The following is a 20349-nucleotide window of genomic DNA, read 5'->3' as shown; positions in this document are numbered from 1 at the left end:
TTATGGAAAAGTGTGTAATTACTGGAGCAGTTCGAACCGCTGTCGGCTCATATTTAGGAGGTCTGAAAACCGTACCAGCCTATTTGCTTGGTTCCTACGTAATTGAGGAAGTAATAAAAAGAAGTGATGTTAATAAATCTGATATTGATCAGGTGATTATGGGGGACGTTCTCAGCAAAACACCAAATCTTGCTAGAGTTTCTCTTTTACTTGCAGGACTAGAAAAAGAAGTCCCAGGTTTTTCTGTTGATATGCAGTGCGGTTCTGCTCTCCAAGCGGTGCTTTGCGCAAAAGAAGCAATTCTATCGGGAGATCAAGAGATTATTGTAGCAGGTGGCGCTGAAAACATGTCAAGAGCCCCTTATTATCTACCATCTGACGTTCGATATCAAGGTTTCAGAATTAACAACGTCGAACTTGAAGACGGTTTTGGCTATGCTTCTTCCCATGCGCATCCTATAGAGCTGTTCCCAAATGTTAACATGGGGATTACCGCCGAAAACGTTGCTGAAAAATATGGTATTACTCGGGAGATGCAGGATGCATTTGCATATGATAGTCAAATGAAAGCAGCAAAAGCACAGGGCGAAGGAAAGTTTATAGATGAAATTCTACCAGTTGAGGTTATATTAAGGAAAAATTCATTTATATTTGATACCGACGAGCATCCAAAACCGAATACCAGTCTTGAAAGCTTGGCAAAGCTGAAGGCAGTATTTAAGAAAGATGGAACGGTAACAGCGGGAAATGCTTCTGGTATGAATGATGGTGCTTCAGCAGTGGTAATTATGAAGGAATCCACCGCTGCTGCACGTGGGATACAGCCTCTTGTAAGGATATTAGCGACTTCCTCTGCCGGCGTTTCTCCCGAAATTATGGGTTTGGGTCCAGTACCGGCAATTCGTAAGGTTCTTGATAAAACTGGTCTTAAACTAGAAGACATTGACTTGTTTGAATTAAACGAAGCCTTCTCAGCGCAAGCTCTAGGTTGTTTGATAGAACTCGGTATGCCTCCTGGAACACCATTGTATGAACGAGTAAACGTGAATGGCGGTGCAGTCGCTCACGGGCATGCTCTTGGCAATAGCGGTACAAGAATTTTAACTACCCTCATTTATGAACTCAAAAAAAGAAATGGCACATATGGCATTGCTTCGCTATGTATTGGAGGCGGGCAAGGCATTGCAATACTCATAGAAAATATCTAATATGTAATGCCACCCTCAATATTATTAGGAAAACAGATGAAAGTGAAAGGGGAAATAACATGAATATACAAGACATAAAGACAATTTTTATTATTGGTTCAGGTGCTATGGGAATTGGAATTGCCCAAAATTGCATTACGGCAGGATATAAAGTCATATTAAGAGATATCAGTGAATCACAATTATCAAAAGCCATTCAAAGCATTGAATCCTCACTAGCTAGAAATGTCTCGAAGGGAAAGGTGACAGAAGCCGTTATGAATGCCGCGCTTTCTCGTCTAACAACTTCAACCTCTCTTTTGAATATAAGCGAAGCTGATATGGTTATTGAGGCCGCCTCGGAAAATCCAGCCATAAAAAAAGCCATCTTTTCGGAAATTAGCAAGTTATGTAAGGATAATGCAATCCTTTGCACCAACACCTCTTCTATCTCAATTACCGAAATCGCTTCCTACGTAAGCAACTCCACAAGATTTATTGGAACTCACTATTTTAACCCCGTTCCAATAATGCGATTGCTAGAAATAGTAAGAGGATTAACTACTTCAGATGAAACCGTTGCCATAGCCATTGCTTTTGGTAAAACACTTGGTAAAGAAACCATCGTTTCAAAAGACAGTCCTGCATTTATTGTCAACAGAATGCTGGATCCAATGATTAATGAAGCTATATCTATTTTAGAATCAGGTGTAGGCACCATAGAGGATATTGACAAAGGTATGAGATTTGGTCTAAATCATCCAATGGGGCCTCTTGAATTAATAGATATGGCCGGTATTGATATAGAACTGGCTGTAATGGAGGTACTTTTAAGTGAAACAGGTGATCCTAAATACAGACCTTCTGTATTGTTAAAAAACATGGTTCGAGCAGGGCTTCTTGGGAAAAAAACCGGCAAGGGTTTCTATATTTATCACGAAAATGGCACTAAAGAATCAAACCCCCAATTGTTGAGTTATTTAAAATAAATGCTACGAGTTATACCATAGAAAGGCGAAAAAATGTCAGAAACAAAACTTACCTCAAAGGAACTATTAAGCCAACTGCTTCAGGCCCACTATGCCGAGGCCATCACGGCAAAGGCAGAAGGCAAACCCGTAGTTTGGTCTACCTCTATTGCTCCGCAAGAACTGCTTGAAGCCATGGATTTAACTGTAGTATACCCGGAAAACCACGCGGCTGCCGTAGGTGCCAGGAAAGATGCTCCACAATTTATTTCAAGTGCTGAAACTGACGGCTACTCTGTGGATATTTGCTCCTACGCACGTGTAAATATGGGCTATGCTAATCTTCAATTTTCTGAGGCCGAAAACATTCCCATGCCAGATTTGATTTATTGCTGTAGCAACATCTGTTGCACTGTAATCAAATGGTATGAAAATATTGCGAAGAAATTCAATATCCCATTAATAATGATTGATGCACCTTTTAATCCCAGTTATGAGGTGACCGAGGATAACGTAATTTTTGTGGAGGGTCAGCTTAAAGATGCTATTGCAAAGCTTGAAGATTTTACTGGTAGAAAAATGGATTATGATCGGCTTAAGGACGTTATGGAAATATCGAACGAAACCGCTACATGGTGGAAAAAAGCTACAGATCTTGCAGTCAATGTTCCTTCCCCATTAAACGGATTCGATATGTTTAACTATATGGCTACTATAGTATGCCTTCGTGGAAGAAAAGCTGGCACTCAACTATTTAAGTTATGGTATGAGGAACTTAAAGAAAAAGCAGATGGTAGCATAGGCCCATGGAAGGATGGTGCAGAAGAAAAGTACCGAATTATATGGGATGGTATTGCCTGCTGGCCATACTTGGGACCCACCTACAAGATTCTCAAAAAAAATGGAGTTAATATGGTAACCTCCACTTATCCCGAATCTTGGACTATTCTTTATGAACCAGGGGATTTGCGCGACATGGCCAGAGCCTATGATTCTATATATACGCAAAGAAACATTGACTATGCCGCAGACAGACTGCTAAACCTAGCAACTACATTTCAAATCGATGGGGTACTCTTTCACTCAAATAGAAGCTGTAAAGGCATGGATTTCAAACAATTTGAGATACAGCGTAGATTGACGCGTGAATTAGGGATTCCTTCAGTAATATTTGATGGTGATCAAACAGACCCGAATATTTTCTCAGAAGCTCAGTACGAAACTAGAGTACAAGCCCTAGTCGAAATGATGGCTGAAAACAAAAAAAGAAAGGAGAGAGAATTTGATGAATCAAGTAGAACTTCTTATTAATCAATTTCTTAAAGAGGCAAGAAACCCAAAACAAACCGTTACCAATGTTATGGCCTCAACAGGGAAAAAAGCCTTTGGTTGTTTCCCTATCTATGTTCCAGAGGAAATCATTTATGCAGCAGGCGTGTTACCCGTAGGCATGTGGGGGGGGCAGACACAAGGGTCGAAGGTGAATGCTTATATCCAAAGTTTTTGTTGTTCCATCATGCGAGCAAATATGGAACAGGGAATGGCTGGTACATACGATTTCCTTGATGGAATTATTATTCCCACCTTTTGCGATACTATGAAAGCAATACTGGCAAATTGGCCAGTGGCAGTACCACAGGTCAAAGTTATACCCTTTGTATATCCACAGAACAGGACCAGCGAATATAGTGCTCAGTTTCTGATTTCGCAGTTCAGAAACTTTCAATACAATCTAGAAAACCTTTTGAGCAAAAAAATCTCTGAAGCTGACATTGAAAATAGCTTTCTAACGTACGAAAAATACAGGGCAGCAATGAGAGAATTTGTGGAACTTGTTAATTATTATCCGAAGACACTGAATCCAAAAATAAGGCATATGATTATTAAAGCTTCCAACTTCAATGACAAAGCAGTTTATACTAAACGTTTATGCCATCTTATGGAATTAATCAAAGAAATGCCACAAGAAAAAGTGCACGGTCCAAAAGTCGTTATTACTGGCCTTATGGCTGAACCGGAGCAGTTCCTTGATTTATTTACTGAAAATGGATATACCTTTATAGCAGATGATCTAGCTCATGAATCAAGACAATTTAGAACACACGCGAGATCGGAAGGAACGGCAATCGAAAAGATGGCGTATCGTATTATTGATCTCCGAGGTTGTCCTTTCTTCTATGAGGAAAACAAATCAAGAGGAACTATGCTTAAAACCTTGGTTGAAAAGTATAATGCCGATGCAGTTGTCGTATGCATGTTCAAATTCTGTGACCCAGAAGAATTCGACTATCCAGTTTATAAAAATGAACTTGATAAAGATGGCATCAAGATTCTATATCTAGAAATTGAGCAGCAGATGGACTCTGTGGCACAGCTTAGAACCAGAATACAAAGTTTTACCGAAATGATAATGAATAAGATCAAATGAAAGAGAGGTAACATGTTTTTAGGAATTGACATTGGCTCATCTTCATCCAAAGCCGTAATTTTAGATATGGAAGGGAATATTCTTGCTCAAGAAGTAGTAAATATAGGCACGGGAACGAAGGGCGTAGAATTAGTACTTGACCAGATTTTCGAAGTGACTAATTTGCAGATGATGGCATTCAAGTATACTATCGTTACTGGCTACGGCCGAATGACATACATAGGCGCAAATATGCAAATCACCGAGATTACTTGTCACGCTAAAGGTGTATCATATTTATATCCAAAAGCCCGAAGCATTATTGATATAGGTGGGCAAGATGCAAAGGCAATCAGGTTAAATTCTAGCGGTCAGGTTGAAAACTTTCAAATGAATGAAAAGTGTGCTGCAGGTACTGGAAGATTCTTTGAAGTTATGGCTAGGGTTCTAAATTGTGGCATCAATGAACTATCAAATCTTGCAGAGCAAGGTAATGACTCTGTTAACATTAGCAGTGTTTGCACAGTATTCGCCGAATCAGAAGTTATTTCTCAACTTGCAACCGGAGCTTCAAGGCAGGCGGTAGCAAAAGGTGTCAACCAATCGGTTGCCAAACGAATAGCCGGGTTATGTAATCGGATAGGACTTGTTCCTGATGTAATAATGACTGGTGGCGTAGCTTTAAACCATAACATGGTTAAGACACTTGAAGAAGAAATAGGCATACCTATAATTGTTCCTGAATCACCACAAACTATAGGTGCATTAGGAGCCGCCGTATTAGCCAGAGAAAAATATATTAACAATTTAAAAAATAAGGAGTAATAAAATGAATTGGGAAGAAATTTATGCAAGTAAAATTGTTACTGCAGAAGAAGCGGTAAGCCATATAACATCAGGTGATCACATATTCCCTATGCATGCTGCAGGCGAACCAAAACATATTATCTATAAACTACTTGAACGGAGTGATTTGAAGAATCTTACGATTCATCAAGGGTTGAACGTCGGAGATGCGCCTTACGCTCTTCCAGAATATAAAAATTGGATCACCGTTGATTCAATCTTCGTCGGGAAAAATAATAGAAAAGCTATACAGGATGGCCGAGGGGAGTTTACACCACTCCACTTCTATGCTTTGCCAAGAGCTATCAGGCAAGGTAGTATTCCCTGCGATGTTGCAATGATACAATGCACCCCCCCAGATGTTGATGGTTATGTCAATACGGGCATATCATGCGATCAAACAAGGCTTATTTGTGAAAAGTCTAGGGTCTCAATCGCACAAGTTAACCATAATGTTCCTCATGTTTGTGGTGACACTTTAATCCACATCTCAGAGATTGACTACTTTGTAGAGTTTGATGAGGATTTATATACTATTCCATCTATTAGTAGCAATGATCCTATAGCAGAAAAAATCGGTTACAACATTTCAACATTAATCAACGATGGAGACACTCTACAAATGGGTCAAGGAAATATTCCAAATGCTATTCTAAAATACTTATCTGATAAGAAAGATTTGGGAATACATACCGAAGTATTCTCTGATAACCTTATTCCTTTGATTGAAGCTGGAATTGTAAATGGGGCAAAGAAAACCATTAACAATAGAAAAATCATCTCAACTTTTATTCAAGGTAGCAAAGAACTTTACAATTATGTTGATAATAACAATTTGATTTGTTTAAAACCGGTTGATTATACAAATGACGTCTCTATTATTGCAAAGAATGATAACATGATTGCAATTAATTCTGCAATTGAAGTAGACCTTATGGGCCAAGTAGTTGCTGACTCTATTGGAAGCAAGACATTTAGCGGTGTTGGTGGACAACTTGATTTCTTGCGTGGGGCATTGCTGTCAAGTAATGGCAAACCCGTAATAGCACTTCCTTCGACCGCCAAAGGAGGAACAGTTTCTCGAATAGTTGCAACGCTAAAACTAGGAACACCTGTAACCACTACCCGGCAGGATGTGTATTATGTTGTCACAGAATACGGCGTGGCAAACTTGTTCGGGAAAAATATTAGAGAAAGAGCCAATTTGTTGATTGGGATTTCACATCCAGACTTCCAGGAGCAACTTAAAATAGACTTCGATAAATATCTTAAAGAAGCAGGTGTTGAAAATGGCATGAGGCTATAGATTGGAGCAATATATGAAAATCATTGTAGAAAAAAACAGAAAAATATGCAAGGTTACTTTTAATGATCCGGAAAAGCTTAATGCATTAACCCCTTCATGGTTGCGTGAATTTAGCGAAGTTCTTTCCAATTTGGAACTCGATGATGAAATAGGTGTTGTTATATTGACAGGCAAGGGCAAAGCCTTTATTGCAGGCGCAGATATTCCTTATATGAAAGAAATGAATCCTCAGGAAGCCGCGAATTACGCAAGATTCACTACCAACTTATATCGCCGCATGGAGGAAATGAACAAAGTTTTCATCGCTCAAGTAAATGGGTTTGCTCTGGGGGGCGGCTGTGAGGTAGCCCTTGCATGCGATATCAGAGTTGCATCAGAAGCGGCAAAATTCGGCTTACCGGAGGTGACTCTAGGCATCTTGCCCGGAGGCGGTGGTACGCAGCGTCTTGCCAGACTGGTGGGACAGGGAAAAGCAAGAGAATTAATATTCACAGGTGATATCATCAACGCGGAAGAAGCAAAGGCGATCGGCCTTGTTAATTCCGTGGTGCCGCCGGAAGAATTGGAGGAAGAAACGAACCGAATCGCTGCAAAAATATTGAAAAATAGCCTAAGTGCGGTCAGATACAGCAAAGAAGCAATATTGACAGGACAAGACCTCGATTTACATACCGCCATTAATGTTGAAAAGGAATTGTTCGCACTTTGCTTCACCACAAAAGATCAAAAAGAAGGCATGGCAGCTTTTGTTGAAAAGCGTAAGCCTAATTACAAGCAAGAGGGAGGCAATCTATGAGTTACACGATAAGCAACTTGGAGCTTAATCAAAAAGCATCCTTTACCAAAACCATATCCGAGTCGGATGTTTACTTATTTGCAGGAATAACCGGCGATATCAATCCTGCTCATCTTAATGCAATATATGCTCAAAGCACCCGATTTAAGCATAGAATTGTCCATGGCGCGTTGCTGTCTGGACTGATTTCAGCAGTGATTGGTGTGCATCTGCCGGGTTCGGGCACGATTTACGTTGCACAAAATGTAAAATTTTTAGCTCCTGTATATTTCGGTGATACGATAACGGCAACAGTTGAAGTTATAGAAATCGACAAAGAAAAAAACAGAGTGAAATTAAAAACCATATGTGAAAATCAAGATGGTCTGCTTGTGGTGGACGGCGAGGCAAATGTTATGCCTCCTCTTTAAAAAAATCTATACAGTGTCTACTGATTAACGGCGAACCTGTTGATTTTGCTGACTTTGTTGAAGCTTAGCGATTTTAACCAGCCGATTAATCTTCCCGGATATCAGGAGGAAGAACCATTTGAAGCAAGTGTACTGGTTGCTTTCAGGAAAAGATTATCACCAGAAATCATAGCTGAAGCCAATGAATATATCATAAATCCGAAGAGAACTGCAGAATCAATTAATAGTGATTAAGACGATGACAACTGTGATAATAATCTCGATAACCTTAAATCCTCATGCATCGGTTTTTTATAAAGCCAAGCGGATGATGTGAGAATAATAAAGGTACATTGATACTGGACGCTAGCTGCACGCCTTCAAACATAAAGTATCCTCAGGATTCCAAATTATTACGTATCTTCTGAACCTAAAATGGCTATATCCCATATAATTAGAGGGGTATAGCCATTTTAGGTTCAGAAGATACGAGATAACAAAATAGTAATAAGAATAAAAGAATTCGAGGAGGATTGGAGTTAATGAATGATGCACCTTTGGATTTCTCTCTTAGGGAAGGTAGTGGTGTTCCCTTCTGGAAATCCTGCAAGCCCCTCAATACTTGCAATCAATAGACTTCGTAAAATTTTGTATAAATAGGGATTGCTGAACAAAAGACATTTGAGATAGGTTCTTGGTAAGTGCTCAACGCGGGGACGCATTGCAAGAGATTGACGTATATGAAATAATATTACCAAGAATTTAATTTTGAGGTAAAATATTATGAAATATGAAAATTGGCGAGATCTGGCTGCAGAGTGCCAGAAAAGCGGGATGTCAGTAAGTACCCTTCTCTTGTTGATTTAGGCTCAGAGGAAAAAGACATTGGTGTAAACAAACCTCTTCCTTCTTGAATGCACTTCCTGTTTTTAGCTCCGGAGAAGCATGAACTGTTAACAAATGACCCTTCATACTCAGGCTGTGCATAAGCGGCATCTCCTATATTAAATCCCTGCCAAATCTTTACATTTTTCAATTCATATTTTTACCCTTCCTACCTCATTGCTAAAACAACTTGTCCAACAGTTGCTATTTCGCCCTTGTTATATACTATTGCGTCACAAACAACTATTGCTTTCTCTACTATTTCTTTATTTATTGTAGCTTCAATCGTAATTGTATCGCCCGGTTCAATTTTCTTTTTAAACTTCACGCCGTCAATTCCAATGAAGTATGGTATCTTCCCCTTGAATTTTTCAAATAAAAGCAGTAAAATATCAGCTGTTTGTGCCATCGCTTCAACAGTTAAAACGCCAGGCATAACTGGTGCCCCAGGGAAATGTCCTTTGAAAAACTCAAAATCCGGAGAAACAAAAAGCCTGGTTTTAATACTTTTTCCAAACTCCATTTCCAACACCTCATCAACTAAAAGAATTGGCTCTCTATGTGGTATTATTCCTTTGATTTGATCCTTATTATAAAGTATTTTTTCCATTTTTATTCCTGACCCTTCTTTGTTTTTTTATTCCAGTTTTCATAAGCGAATACTGCCGCACCAATTGCACCAACCATCTGTGGATATGGAGCTCGTATTACTTCCTCTCCAAGTTCTTTGCCAAGCGCTTCCAATATGCTTCCATTAAGTGCTACTCCTCCAGTCATTATAACTTTAGGTGCGTATCCAACTCTATTACACATGCCATATACTCTTTTTGCAATTGCAACATGTGCTCCTTTTGCTACATTTTCAATAGATTCACCCATTGCAAGATGAGAAATAACTTCACTTTCTGCAAATACTGTACAGACGCTGCTTATTGAAACCTCCCCATCTGCCTTTTTAGCCAGAGAAGAAAGCTCTCCGATCTGACATCCAAGAACTCTTGCCATGACCTCTAAGAATCTTCCTGTTCCTGCTGCACATTTTTCATTCATCACGAAATTTGCAACTGTGCCGTTTTTATTTAGCCTGATTACCTTTGCATCTTGACCGCCAATATCAATTATTGTTACTACATCCTCCATCAAATAGGTGGCTCCTCTTGCATGGCAGCTTATTTCCGTGATTTGCTTATCTGCGTTTTTATAGGTAATTCTTCCATATCCTGTTACAATAGTATACAGAACATCTTCCTGAGTAATACCAGCGTCACTAAAAGCCATTTCCAACGCCTCATATACCCCGGAAGTTCCCGTTCCCTTGTTTACCACAGCTTTTGCGACCAGCTTTTTATCATTATCTAATATCGCCACCTTTGAAGATGATGATCCTATATCTATACCTAAAAACATTCTATACCTCCACCGTCAACATCTCTGCGAAGCTTTGTATTCTTGTTCTAATCTGCTCTGCCGAATCCATTTGCTGCTCCGTTTCAACATAAAGAATTGGGATTCCATTATTTTCTATTTCTTCTTTATAAATCGGATAGTCAAATTCTTCCGGATCACAAAATTTCATCATTATTACAAGCACTGCATCAGCCTGATGCTTGTTTACCATGTCAATCAGCATAGCGCCTCTGGTTTTTGCCTCTTCAAACAGGAATGTACAGCCTCTTTGGTCTACAATTCTGCTGACCATTCTTTCATATACAGTACCTTCTTTTCTGGCGGCTACTCTAAAACCCCTTGATTCCTGCGAAAGATCATCGTCAATGATTCCAATATTATTTTCCACTAATATATCCAGTAATGCTGTCGGTTCTGCAATTAAACCCGTTGCGATTACCTTTATGCCATTAAAATCTTCCTTTGGCAATGCATTTAGTTCTTTTGTAATTTCCTTGATTTTAAGCGTGTATGTTTTTTTATCCATAAAAAAGCTGGCCTTAATAACCAGGTGTCTGGTTTTTGCATCTATTGTATTTAAATGCGTCGACACTGCAACTGTAAATTCTCTCATTGCTGCTCGGAAGTCTTCATAAATTTCAAAGGATTCATTTATCGCATCCTCTGTTATTAACTTACCCGAAAGCTTCTCTAACTCTTTGGCAACTCTTTTAAACTCTTCATTCAAATACTCTTTTCCTGCTTCAATCATCCTATTTTGTGGATAAACAACCGGGATTAGTGGGATTTCAGGTACTGCCACCTTCCAGTTTTCGCATATGCATTTTAAGGTATCACAGAAGGTTGAAATAGCAACTGCTTTTAAAAAGCTGTAAGTTCCCTTCATTCCATATTCAATATTTGATCTCATTATTGAGCAGCAAAATCCCTGAAGATATTTATCTGCAAGTTTTAAATCTGTAGGGCCTCCCCACATTCCAACTGGAAGGTATCCTGCTGCATAAATAATTTCTTCAGGTGTATATATCGGAAAACATCCAACAGCCTCTTTTTTCGTGTCCTGCATTGATTTCAGAACGGTTTTTTTAGGGTTTGAACCTGCTTCAACTAATTCATCAAGCAGTGACTTTAGATCATTCATTAACCGTTCCTCCTTAATTCTTTGTTTTTTTCCATCATCTCAATTAAGGCCTGTACTCTTGTTTCATATTGTGATAACGTGAAAACTCTTGGGTCCGTCTGGTCTCCGTCAAAAACAACTGATGGAATTCCTGTCATGGCTTCGACCCTTCGCTGTACTTCATACTGTCTAAAGTCCATTAGCTTGCAGCTTCTGTTTGAGTGATAAAGAATGCCATCTAAGTCAAATTCTTTGACCAGCCTTGCAACATTTTTCGTGCCGTAATCCAGATTGCGGTTTGCGTAATTTGAGGCATAGGCTTTCGCCATACCCTCAATGTCCCCTGTATCATATATTACAGTCCACGACTCCGGATATGTTGAAGTTACCATGTTTACGCCATGTTTTTTCAGCACTTTATAGGTGTCACCCAGATGCGGCCAACACGCGATTCCATCCCACATGATTCGGTATTTTTCTTCCTGATCTTTCCATGGGCCAATTCCAGCTTCCACCTTTGCAGCGAGCTCGTCGTGCCATAGTTTAAATAAATCTCTTCCCTCTATCTTTCCCCTGTTACATACGATTATCGCCATGTAGTTAAACATGTCAAATCCATTTAAAGGAGAAGGATGGTTTTTATTTAAGTCAGTTGCCTTTTTCCACCATCTTGCTGTGTCTGCTGAAATTTCCATTACTTCCTTGAATCTGTCATAATCAAATTCTCTTCCTGTGATCTCCTCAAGCTGTTTAATGGCATGCTTAATTTGGCCTGCCATATATTTTATACTATGCTCTGGAACATCAAATGTATGATTAAACGGCATATCAAACATGATTATAGGAATATTTAATACCTTGGCTAAATTTTCATACCATTTAATTGCTGTATTGCAGATATTACTACAGCAGAATATTAAATCAGGCATTGGAATATTTTCGGCTTCAGAAAATTTTAAGTCTACATATCCCATATTTACTCTTGCATAAGAGCAAATATCATTGGAATAGCCCTTCCCTTCTGCCTGCTGAATAAAACGCATGGCATCTTTTCTTGCTCCAATAGCCGCTGCATGATTCTCGGGATACACCACGTCTATCCCCATCGTTTCAAGTAATTCCTGCGGACAAATTGAAGTTGCCCAAGCTACCAGTTTACCCTCTGCTTTGGCATCTATTGCAGTTTTGTAATGTTTTTCTAATAATTCCCCAAGCATTTGCTTTGAAGTTACTGTTTTTTCCATGAGTGCCTCTTTCTCCTGTTCTTAGCTGATTTATCAGTTTATCCTAAAAGCTTGGTTTTGGCTTATCTTGATTATAATCATAAAACCCTATGTTGGATTTCCTGCCCAGCATTTCAGAGTCTACCAGTCTTTGGATAACCGGACTTGGCCTAAATCTCTCACCGTATGCTTCAAATAATATTTCATCCACCTTCATGTTTAAATCATGCCCTGTCAGATCGAGTAGTTTAAATATTCCCATAGGGTGCCCTAATCCATAAAGACAGATTTTATCAACATCCTCAACAGAGCAAACCCCTTCTTCCACAAGGCGGCATGCTTCAATATAAAACGCATGGAAAAGTCTGTTCAAACCAAAACCGACAACATCTTTACATTTTACAGCTTCCTTTTCAATTGTTTCCAATAGAGCCATTGTATTTTCAATACACTCTTCACTTGTCAACAAGGCAGGAATAACCTCAACAAGCTTCATAACACTTGCTGGTGAATTAAAATGCGTCCCAATAAAATTCTTCGCTCGTTCCTTGCTGACACCTGATGCAAGCTTAGTAATGGAGATACTAGACGTATTGCTTGCAATGATTGTTTCTGGTTTACATATTTCATCCAGCTGTTTATAAATCTTGCTTTTTATTTCAAATACCTCAAGTACTGCTTCAACTATAAAGTCACAATCAGCCATATCCTTAAGGTCCCCAGTGGTTTGAACCTTTGAAAGGATTTCATTCTTTTTAGAAGGGTCAAGCTTTCCTTTTTTTATGCTCTTGTCCAAAATCATTAATTGTTTTTCTTTCCCTTTATCGGCTATTTCTTTAGAAATATCGCCTAAAATTGTTTCTATACCTGCTCTGGCAAAGCAAAGCGCAATTTCCGCTCCCATCATCCCAGCACCTATAACGCCAACTTTTTTGATTTCCATTATTTCCGCCCCTTTCACTACTCTCTTATTTTATGTTTTCTATAATCAAAGCCATTCCTTGGCCTCCTCCGATACATAAGGATATTAAGCCATATCTAGCATCACGTCGTTTCATTTCATAAATAAGAGTCGTAATCAACCTTGTTCCACTATTGGCAAGCGCATGACCATGTGCAATGGCACCACCATTAACATTTACTCGCTTATACATTTCAGTTCCCATATCCATACCCAATTCTTTTAAAACACCTAAACTTTGTGCTGCAAATGCTTCATTTAATTCTATTAAATCAATATCTTTCAGGGTTAGCTTTGCTTTTTCCAAAGCCTTTTTAATGGCTGGTACCGGTCCGATTCCCATAAGCGCAGGGTTCACTCCAGCACTCGCTATACTTACTATTCTAACCAAAGGTTTTTGCCCCAGTTCCTTTGCTTTTTCTTCAGACATGACAACGACAGCTGATGCTCCGTCATTCATACCCGATGAATTTCCTGCAGTTACACTACCTTTCCCATCGGTTCTGAATACAGGTCTTAATTTGCTTAGTGTTTCATAGTCTGTTTTCATATTAATATGTTCGTCTGTATCAAATGTAAAGGTACTCTTTCTTAATTTCACTTCATATGGAAGAATTTCATCCTTGAATTTTCCTTCAGTCATAGCTGCTTTCATTTTTTCAATGCTATCCACTGCAAACAAATCCTGTTCTTCTCTAGTAATTCCATATTTCTCAGCAACATTTTCAGCTGTTAATCCCATATTCATACCAGGATACATAGACTGCGGCTGCACAATTGTTACGCCATGGGTGAATGTATCATATAGTTGCTTATCTCCCAGTCTCATTGGCTCAAATCTTGTTTCTGGTGGAAGGTAATAGGTTAGTCTGGACATGACCTCCACTCCGCCTGCTAAAACAACATCCGCTTCATCGGCTGCAATTTCATAGCAGGCGCTTGCTACAGCCTGAAGTGACGATGCGCACTGTCGATCCACTACGTATGCTGGTGTACTTTCAGGAATTCCGGCAAGTAAGGATGCACATCTTGCGACATTTGGTGTGTATCCGTAAACGTCACCCATAATTACCTGATCAATCTGGTCTAATTCAATATTTGATCTTTTAGCTGCTTCCACTAAAACTGCGGCTCCCAAATCTTGGGCTTCTACTGTTTTTAGACTTCCAAGATATCCACCTACAGCTGTTCTGGCTGCGGCTGTTATTACACATGATTTCATATTTTCCCCTCCGCTTTTACAATTCAAAACCCGCGATACTGACATTGCGGGTTTACTTGCCATTTTCTCTTACTTTTCCCACTGCTCAATAATTTCGGGTATTACTTTGAATAAATCGCCACAGATTGCATAGTCAGCAAGCTGCATCATTGGCGCTTCTATATCCTTGTTAATAGCAATAATTATGTCTGAATTTTGCATACCGCACACATGCTGGATTGCTCCTGAAATGCCGCACGCAAAATATATTCTCGGCTTTACGGTTGTTCCCGTCTGACCAACCTGATGTGAGTGGTCTATCCAACCAGAATCTACAGCTGCACGAGAGGCACCTACTACACCACCCACTTTTTCAGCGAAGTTCGTTATTAATTCAAACCCTGATGGATTACCTAGTCCTCTTCCTCCAGATACAATAATTTCCGCATCTCCTAAGGACACTAATTCTTTTACAGCCTCTACAATTTCCATTACATTTGTTCTAATGTCACTTTCTTCAATGATGCAGTTAACTGCAATCTTTTCCCCTTTAAGTCTGGTGTTTTTCTCTCTCTTATCCATTACACCTGGTCTTACCGTAGACATTTGGGGTCTCTTCTTCGTACATACTATCGTTGCCATCAGGTTTCCACCAAATGCAGGTCTTGTTTGCTTAAGATTCGTATCATCAGAATTCTTATCTAAATTTGAGGTGTCAGCTGTTGTGTTTGTCTGCAGGTAATCCACATAATTTGCTGTGCTGATATCCAGCCTTGTACAATCCGCAGTTAGTCCAGTATTCAATCTTGCCGCAATTCTTGGGGCAAGATCTCTACCTATATGAGTTGCTCCAAAGAGCACAATTTCGGGTTTGTACTTTATAATTGCTTCAGTCATTACCTTTGTATAACCATCTGTTGTATAATTCTTTAACAATGGGTTATCTATTACATATACTTTATCTGCTCCATATGCATAAAGGTCATCGACCATCAATTCAACATCACTGCCAACTAGAACAGCACAAATTTTACAATCCGGTCCGATTTCTCTTGATAATTTATGTCCTTCCCCTAGTAATTCCAAGGCAACTTCCATGAATTTTCCGCCTCTCTGTTCAGCGAAAATCCATACATCCTTGTATTCTGATAAATCTACTTTCTTTTCTTCTTTTTCGTCTTTTTCTATTGCATTAAACGGGCAAACTGGTATGCATTGGTTGCATACGGTGCAGCTTGCGTTAATTACTGCAATTTTATCAATTAAATCTATTGCATTGAACGGGCAGGCTTTTACACATAGATTGCACCCCTTACATTTGCTTTTGATAACATTTATTGCCATTTATTCCGCCTCCTATACTATGTGCTTTGCTGTTAAAGCGTGCATCAAATTTTCTACCACTGTTTTCGGGGAATCTCCTGTTATTGTTATCCCTTTTCCCTTTGGCTTTGGTGTAAATGATTTATATACATTTGTCGGTGATGCTTCGAGCCCCACTTTTGTTTGATCCACCTTAATATCTTCTGCGTTCCATACAACTACTTTTGTATTACATGCTTTGTATACGCCAGCGACTGACATATACCTTGGATTGTTAAGCTCTTTTATTGTTGTTAACAGACATGGAGTTCTTAACTGTATCATTTCATAGCCATTTTCTAAGGCTCTTTTTACAATTATCTCATTTCCTTTTATACTGAATTCTTTAACGTAAGTGACTTGAGGTATCCCTAATTTTTCTGCCAATTGTGGTCCTACTTGCGCTGTATCACCGTCTATTGCCTGTCTTCCTGCGAAGATGATATCAAATTCACCTATCTTAGCTATACCAGCTGCCAATGCATTTGACGTTGCCCATGTGTCTGAACCACCTAATGCCCTATCTGACAGAAGCACTGCATCATCGGCACCCATAGCCATACATTCTCGAAGCATATCTTGAGCTTGTGGAGGTCCCATTGTTAGTACTGTTATATGTGTTTCCGGATATGCCTCTTTTATCTTAAGTGCCTCTTCCAGTGCGTTTGCATCGTCATGATTTAATATGCTTGGCACACCGTCTCTTATTAACGTTCCTTTTATTGGATCTATTCTTACTTCATTTGTATCTGGAACTTGCTTTACGCATACGATTATCTTCATTATTATCCTTCCTCCTTATTTAAATATATCTCCAGAGATTACCATTTTCATCACTTCTGATGTTCCTTCGTAAATTTCTGTGATCTTGGCATCTCTCATCATTCTTTCAACAGGATAATCTTTTATATATCCGTATCCTCCATGGAATTGCACTGCCTTAGTTGTTACATACATAGCTGTTTCCGAACATGCTAATTTAGTCTGTGCTGCTTCTACTGAACTTGGCAAGCCTCTTTGTCTTCTGTCGCACGCTTTATACAACATTAATCTTGACATGTCTATTCGTGTTCTCATCTCTGCCATCTCAAATGCCAGTGCCTGGAATTTATCCAGACTTTTCCCGAATTGCTTTCTCCCCTTCATATATTGTACAGTTTGGTCAAATGCTCCTTGGGCTATTCCAAGCGCCTGTGCTGCGATTCCAAGTCTGCCAACATCTAATGATGTCATTGCGACTTTAAAACCTTTTCCCAAATCTCCAAGCAAATTTTCTTTTGGTACGATACAATCTTCAAATACCAGTTCTGCCGCTATTGAGCCCCTGATTCCCATTTTATTTTCTTTTTTCCCGATAGAAAAACCTTTCATATTTGACTCTATAATGAATGCGCTGATTCCCTTGGTTCCCTTTGATTTGTCGGTCATTGCCATTACCACATATACTTCTGCAATTCCCCCTCCGGAAATAAATATTTTCGATCCATTAATTACCCAATGGTCTCCCATATCCACTGCTTTTGTCTGCTGCATTGCAGCATCCGTTCCAGCGTTTGGCTCGGTTAAACCAAATGCCCCTAATTTCTTTCCAGATAGCAGGTCTGGCAGATACTTTCTCTTTTGTTCTTCCGTGCCATAGGTAAAAATTGGCCAGCAGCAAAGTGCATTATGGGTCTGTACAATTACTCCATGAGATCCACATACCTTTGATAATTCTTCAATGGCTATAATATATGCTATATAATCCGCGCCTGCTCCACCGTATTCTGCAGGAAACGGCATACCCATTACCCCTAGCTTTCCTAGTTTCTCCACTGATGAAAATGGGAATTTAGCTTCTACATCTAATTCCTCCGCTATTGGTGCAACTTCTGTTTCGGAAAATTTCCTCATCATCTTTTGAATCATCTCTTGTTCTTTTGTTAAATTAAAATCCATTATTTCCTCCCTTGGCTATAATTCCAGTTCCTTCGAGATATGATTTCTCATACTATATTTATATACAATACAAGTTTCATGCCAAAACCATTCTTTGGCAAATATTTTTTCCGAAAGCCAGTCATTTCAATCTTCAAACGCTTAAATGTTTTTATGTATTTATCAATACCTGTCAGTTTTCTATCTTTGATGCAGAACTTCACTTTAAACATCCTTCCCTTTAACAGCAAGTGCAAAAATGCATCAAAAAAGAAGGCGACCCATTCTGGTTTTATTCACCATTTTGGAACAACCTTCTTTTTCAAATTCGTTTATATTTCAACTTCTCATATCCCATGCTTATTCATTTTTCTGACTACGGTAGATTGATCCAGTTTCAAGTGCTCCGCCATAGTTCGTGTGTTTTTATATTTTTCTTTTGCTCGCTCCAGTATTGATTTTTCGAGTTCATCAAGTGCTTCACTTAGTGAAAGTTCCTTTCCAACGTTTTCCTGGTTCACTTCCGTCTTTGAAACTGATTTACCTGATTTCGTATGCCAAGGCAAATCCTCAACCTGCAGATATTCATTATTGCTTATTACCGTCATATTTTCTATGACATTTTTTAGTTGCCTAACATTCCCAGGCCAGTTAAATGCTTCAAGATCTTTCATAACATCATAAGTGAGTCTTTTGTTTTGTTGGTACTTTTGGTTATATTGTGCCAGGAAATACATGCTTAAAGGGAGTATATCCTCTACTCTCTCTCTAAGCGGCGGAACTTTTATCTGGACTACATTCAATCTATAAAACAAGTCTTCTCTAAAACTTCCATCAACAATCATTTCCTCCAGGTTTTTATTTGTAGCAGCAATAATTCTCACATCGATAACCTTAGATAATGTACTGCCAACTCTTCTAATTTCCTTGGTTTCTAAAACCCTAAGCAGTTTTACCTGAAAGTCTGCAGGAGTCTCTCCAATTTCATCTAAAAACACTGTGCCGCCATCGGCAATTTCAAGCAGTCCCGCCTTGCCTCCTGCTGATGCACCGGTAAATGCCCCTTTTTCATACCCAAAAAGCTCTGACTCTAAAAGATTTGAAGGGATTGCACCGCAATTAATTGTAATACATGGTTCATTTTTTCTGAGACTGCTTCTATGAATAAATTTTGCAATTTCCTCCTTACCAACCCCGGATTCCCCAAGCACTAGAATAGTAGTACTAAAATTGGAAACCTTTTCTGCAAGTTTAAGTGCATCCTGCATCCCCTGGCTGGAAGCCAATATTTGTTCTTCTCCTTTTTTGATAAGCTCAATAAATTCACTATAGTTTTTCATATACGCTTTTTCCAGCTCTTTTGATTTTAACAGCTCTTCTCTAAGCTGATAGATTTCAGTAATATCTCTTGCATTTATGACGACTTTTTTAACATTGCCTGCTTTATCAAAAATAGGAACACCAGTCACAATAATATTCCTGCCATCCTTAGTAATTTGTCTTTTTGAAACCGCTTTTTTCCCTTCGATAACAACAAATGCTACTGAATTAGGCATCCATACAGGATTAATCAGATCTTTCATGTTATGTCCTAAAATATCATCTACCTTTATGGCTGCTACTCTCTCATAAGATTTATTTACATGAAGAACATTGCCTTCGCCATCGGTTACCAGTATTCCATCATACGATCCCTCTAAAATTTCCTTTAATTCATCGACCATATTTCTATTAGCATCAAGCTCGTTTTGAATAATAAAGCTTTGATAAATATCAAGTAAAATAAATACGTTTAAAGTCTTCTCATTCTCTTCTAGCTGCAGTCCATATAAATGCCAAATCATTTTATCTATTTTAATAGTCTGTATCGATTTATTATTTAATTTTATTTTCTTAAGCTGTGGCAAGGCTTTGTATATATCGCCTGATGTTGTAATTTTGGCTTCATCTAATATTTTTTTCATTGCATCATTCATAAACACCATTTCATTATTGCTGTTACTTACAATAATTCCATTAGGTGTATTTTCAATAATTTTTGCATATATTTCCTGTTGTTTTATACCGATCATTTTTCCCCCTTTATTTTCTCAATAAATCATCTGAAGATTATCTTTGTAAATTCAACAATAACAGGTATTGTCCCCATTGAAAGTACCGTGCTAAGCAATAAAATCATACTTGCAAATTCAACATTCTTTCCTTCCTGCTCAGCCAAAATTGGTACTATAGCCGCCGTTGGAAACGCGCTACTGAAAACACACATGGTTTTTGCCAGTATTGACAGAGGAAGAAACATTACTACTACAGCCGTAATAACTGGCAGCGCTAAGAGTTTCATGATTGCTGCCTCTGTAATTGCTCGGTCTTTTAT

General features: G+C 38.8%; 20 protein-coding genes. 9 read left to right on the top strand and 11 right to left on the bottom strand.

Annotated features, from left to right (window positions below; genetic code table 11):
- Positions 1–2: 2 nt before the first annotated feature.
- From JJE29_05385 to JJE29_05345, 9 genes are all read left to right on the top strand, one after another.
- Positions 3–1208: a thiolase family protein gene (locus tag JJE29_05385; GenBank protein ID MBK5252048.1), complete on the top strand. Its 1206-nt coding sequence runs from the start codon at positions 3–5 to the stop codon at positions 1206–1208.
- A gap of 74 nt (positions 1209–1282) precedes the next feature.
- Complete coding sequence (locus JJE29_05380; GenBank protein ID MBK5252047.1) at positions 1283–2176, top strand: 3-hydroxybutyryl-CoA dehydrogenase; 894 nt, start codon at positions 1283–1285, stop codon at positions 2174–2176.
- 33 nt (positions 2177–2209) lie between these two features.
- The gene (locus JJE29_05375) at positions 2210–3466 is read left to right on the top strand and encodes a 2-hydroxyacyl-CoA dehydratase (GenBank protein ID MBK5252046.1); all 1257 of its coding nucleotides are present in this window, start codon (positions 2210–2212) and stop codon (positions 3464–3466) included.
- Entirely contained in the window at positions 3441–4583 is a 1143-nt protein-coding gene (locus JJE29_05370; protein ID MBK5252045.1) for a 2-hydroxyacyl-CoA dehydratase, read from the top strand. Before JJE29_05375 ends, JJE29_05370 begins: the two co-directional genes overlap by 26 nt.
- 12 nt (positions 4584–4595) lie before the next feature.
- The gene (locus JJE29_05365; protein MBK5252044.1) at positions 4596–5387 is read left to right on the top strand and encodes a 2-hydroxyglutaryl-CoA dehydratase; all 792 of its coding nucleotides are present in this window, start codon (positions 4596–4598) and stop codon (positions 5385–5387) included.
- 4 nt (positions 5388–5391) lie between these two features.
- A complete protein-coding gene (locus JJE29_05360) occupies positions 5392–6714 on the top strand; it encodes an acetyl-CoA hydrolase/transferase family protein (protein ID MBK5252043.1) in 1323 nt (440 codons plus the stop codon).
- A 13-nt stretch (positions 6715–6727) separates the two neighbouring features.
- The gene (locus tag JJE29_05355) at positions 6728–7510 is read left to right on the top strand and encodes an enoyl-CoA hydratase/isomerase family protein (GenBank protein ID MBK5252042.1); all 783 of its coding nucleotides are present in this window, start codon (positions 6728–6730) and stop codon (positions 7508–7510) included.
- Positions 7507–7920, top strand: coding sequence for a MaoC family dehydratase (locus tag JJE29_05350; protein MBK5252041.1), 414 nt, complete (start codon positions 7507–7509; stop codon positions 7918–7920). Before JJE29_05355 ends, JJE29_05350 begins: the two co-directional genes overlap by 4 nt.
- A 39-nt stretch (positions 7921–7959) precedes the next feature.
- Positions 7960–8154, top strand: a complete 195-nt coding sequence (locus JJE29_05345; GenBank protein MBK5252040.1) for a hypothetical protein — start codon at positions 7960–7962, stop codon at positions 8152–8154.
- A 799-nt stretch (positions 8155–8953) separates the two neighbouring features.
- Here JJE29_05345 and fabZ read toward each other — a convergent pair.
- The 11 genes from fabZ to JJE29_05290 form a co-directional block, all read right to left on the bottom strand.
- Positions 8954–9394, bottom strand: a complete 441-nt coding sequence (fabZ, locus tag JJE29_05340) for a 3-hydroxyacyl-ACP dehydratase FabZ (protein MBK5252039.1) — start codon at positions 9392–9394, stop codon at positions 8954–8956.
- A 2-nt stretch (positions 9395–9396) separates the two neighbouring features.
- Positions 9397–10191 (bottom strand): 2-hydroxyglutaryl-CoA dehydratase, encoded by a 795-nt coding sequence (locus tag JJE29_05335; protein MBK5252038.1) that lies wholly within the window; start codon positions 10189–10191, stop codon positions 9397–9399.
- A 1-nt stretch (position 10192) separates the two neighbouring features.
- Entirely contained in the window at positions 10193–11332 is a 1140-nt protein-coding gene (locus tag JJE29_05330) for a 2-hydroxyacyl-CoA dehydratase (protein ID MBK5252037.1), read from the bottom strand.
- Positions 11332–12555 (bottom strand): 2-hydroxyacyl-CoA dehydratase, encoded by a 1224-nt coding sequence (locus JJE29_05325; protein ID MBK5252036.1) that lies wholly within the window; start codon positions 12553–12555, stop codon positions 11332–11334. Before JJE29_05325 ends, JJE29_05330 begins: the two co-directional genes overlap by 1 nt.
- Positions 12556–12598: 43 nt before the next feature.
- Positions 12599–13477, bottom strand: a complete 879-nt coding sequence (locus tag JJE29_05320) for a 3-hydroxyacyl-CoA dehydrogenase family protein (protein ID MBK5252035.1) — start codon at positions 13475–13477, stop codon at positions 12599–12601.
- A gap of 25 nt (positions 13478–13502) precedes the next feature.
- A complete protein-coding gene (locus JJE29_05315) occupies positions 13503–14717 on the bottom strand; it encodes a thiolase family protein (GenBank protein ID MBK5252034.1) in 1215 nt (404 codons plus the stop codon).
- Positions 14718–14786: 69 nt separating this feature from the next.
- Positions 14787–16040 (bottom strand): electron transfer flavoprotein subunit alpha, encoded by a 1254-nt coding sequence (locus JJE29_05310; GenBank protein MBK5252033.1) that lies wholly within the window; start codon positions 16038–16040, stop codon positions 14787–14789.
- A 12-nt stretch (positions 16041–16052) separates the two neighbouring features.
- Positions 16053–16841: an electron transfer flavoprotein subunit beta/FixA family protein gene (locus JJE29_05305; GenBank protein ID MBK5252032.1), complete on the bottom strand. Its 789-nt coding sequence runs from the start codon at positions 16839–16841 to the stop codon at positions 16053–16055.
- Between the two features lie 15 nt (positions 16842–16856).
- Entirely contained in the window at positions 16857–17996 is a 1140-nt protein-coding gene (locus JJE29_05300) for an acyl-CoA dehydrogenase (GenBank protein ID MBK5252031.1), read from the bottom strand.
- Between the two features lie 326 nt (positions 17997–18322).
- Complete coding sequence (locus JJE29_05295) at positions 18323–20047, bottom strand: sigma 54-interacting transcriptional regulator (GenBank protein ID MBK5252030.1); 1725 nt, start codon at positions 20045–20047, stop codon at positions 18323–18325.
- A gap of 26 nt (positions 20048–20073) precedes the next feature.
- On the bottom strand, positions 20074–20316 hold the full coding sequence (locus tag JJE29_05290) for a hypothetical protein (GenBank protein ID MBK5252029.1): 243 nt from the start codon (positions 20314–20316) through the stop codon (positions 20074–20076).
- Between the last annotated feature and the right edge of the window lie 33 nt (positions 20317–20349).

The organism is Peptostreptococcaceae bacterium (genome assembly GCA_016649995.1).
Classification (GTDB): domain Bacteria; phylum Bacillota; class Clostridia; order Peptostreptococcales; family BM714; genus BM714.
This window is presented reverse-complemented; position numbering and strand designations above follow the sequence as displayed.

Bases quoted from the DNA above. Each gene is read 5' to 3' on its own strand.
- JJE29_05385 (MBK5252048.1), top strand. From the start codon at position 3: ATGGAAAAGTGTGTAATTACTGGAGCAGTTCGAACCGCTGTCGGCTCA.
- JJE29_05375 (MBK5252046.1), top strand. From the start codon at position 2,210: ATGTCAGAAACAAAACTTACCTCAAAGGAACTATTAAGCCAACTGCTT.
- JJE29_05370 (MBK5252045.1), top strand. From the start codon at position 3,441: ATGAATCAAGTAGAACTTCTTATTAATCAATTTCTTAAAGAGGCAAGA.
- JJE29_05365 (MBK5252044.1), top strand. From the start codon at position 4,596: ATGTTTTTAGGAATTGACATTGGCTCATCTTCATCCAAAGCCGTAATT.
- JJE29_05360 (MBK5252043.1), top strand. From the start codon at position 5,392: ATGAATTGGGAAGAAATTTATGCAAGTAAAATTGTTACTGCAGAAGAA.
- JJE29_05355 (MBK5252042.1), top strand. From the start codon at position 6,728: ATGAAAATCATTGTAGAAAAAAACAGAAAAATATGCAAGGTTACTTTT.
- JJE29_05350 (MBK5252041.1), top strand. From the start codon at position 7,507: ATGAGTTACACGATAAGCAACTTGGAGCTTAATCAAAAAGCATCCTTT.
- fabZ (MBK5252039.1), bottom strand. From the start codon at position 9,394: ATGGAAAAAATACTTTATAATAAGGATCAAATCAAAGGAATAATACCA.
- JJE29_05335 (MBK5252038.1), bottom strand. From the start codon at position 10,191: ATGTTTTTAGGTATAGATATAGGATCATCATCTTCAAAGGTGGCGATA.
- JJE29_05330 (MBK5252037.1), bottom strand. From the start codon at position 11,332: ATGAATGATCTAAAGTCACTGCTTGATGAATTAGTTGAAGCAGGTTCA.
- JJE29_05325 (MBK5252036.1), bottom strand. From the start codon at position 12,555: ATGGAAAAAACAGTAACTTCAAAGCAAATGCTTGGGGAATTATTAGAA.
- JJE29_05320 (MBK5252035.1), bottom strand. From the start codon at position 13,477: ATGGAAATCAAAAAAGTTGGCGTTATAGGTGCTGGGATGATGGGAGCG.
- JJE29_05315 (MBK5252034.1), bottom strand. From the start codon at position 14,717: ATGAAATCATGTGTAATAACAGCCGCAGCCAGAACAGCTGTAGGTGGA.
- JJE29_05310 (MBK5252033.1), bottom strand. From the start codon at position 16,040: ATGGCAATAAATGTTATCAAAAGCAAATGTAAGGGGTGCAATCTATGT.
- JJE29_05305 (MBK5252032.1), bottom strand. From the start codon at position 16,841: ATGAAGATAATCGTATGCGTAAAGCAAGTTCCAGATACAAATGAAGTA.
- JJE29_05300 (MBK5252031.1), bottom strand. From the start codon at position 17,996: ATGGATTTTAATTTAACAAAAGAACAAGAGATGATTCAAAAGATGATG.
- JJE29_05295 (MBK5252030.1), bottom strand. From the start codon at position 20,047: ATGATCGGTATAAAACAACAGGAAATATATGCAAAAATTATTGAAAAT.
- JJE29_05290 (MBK5252029.1), bottom strand. From the start codon at position 20,316: ATGAAACTCTTAGCGCTGCCAGTTATTACGGCTGTAGTAGTAATGTTT.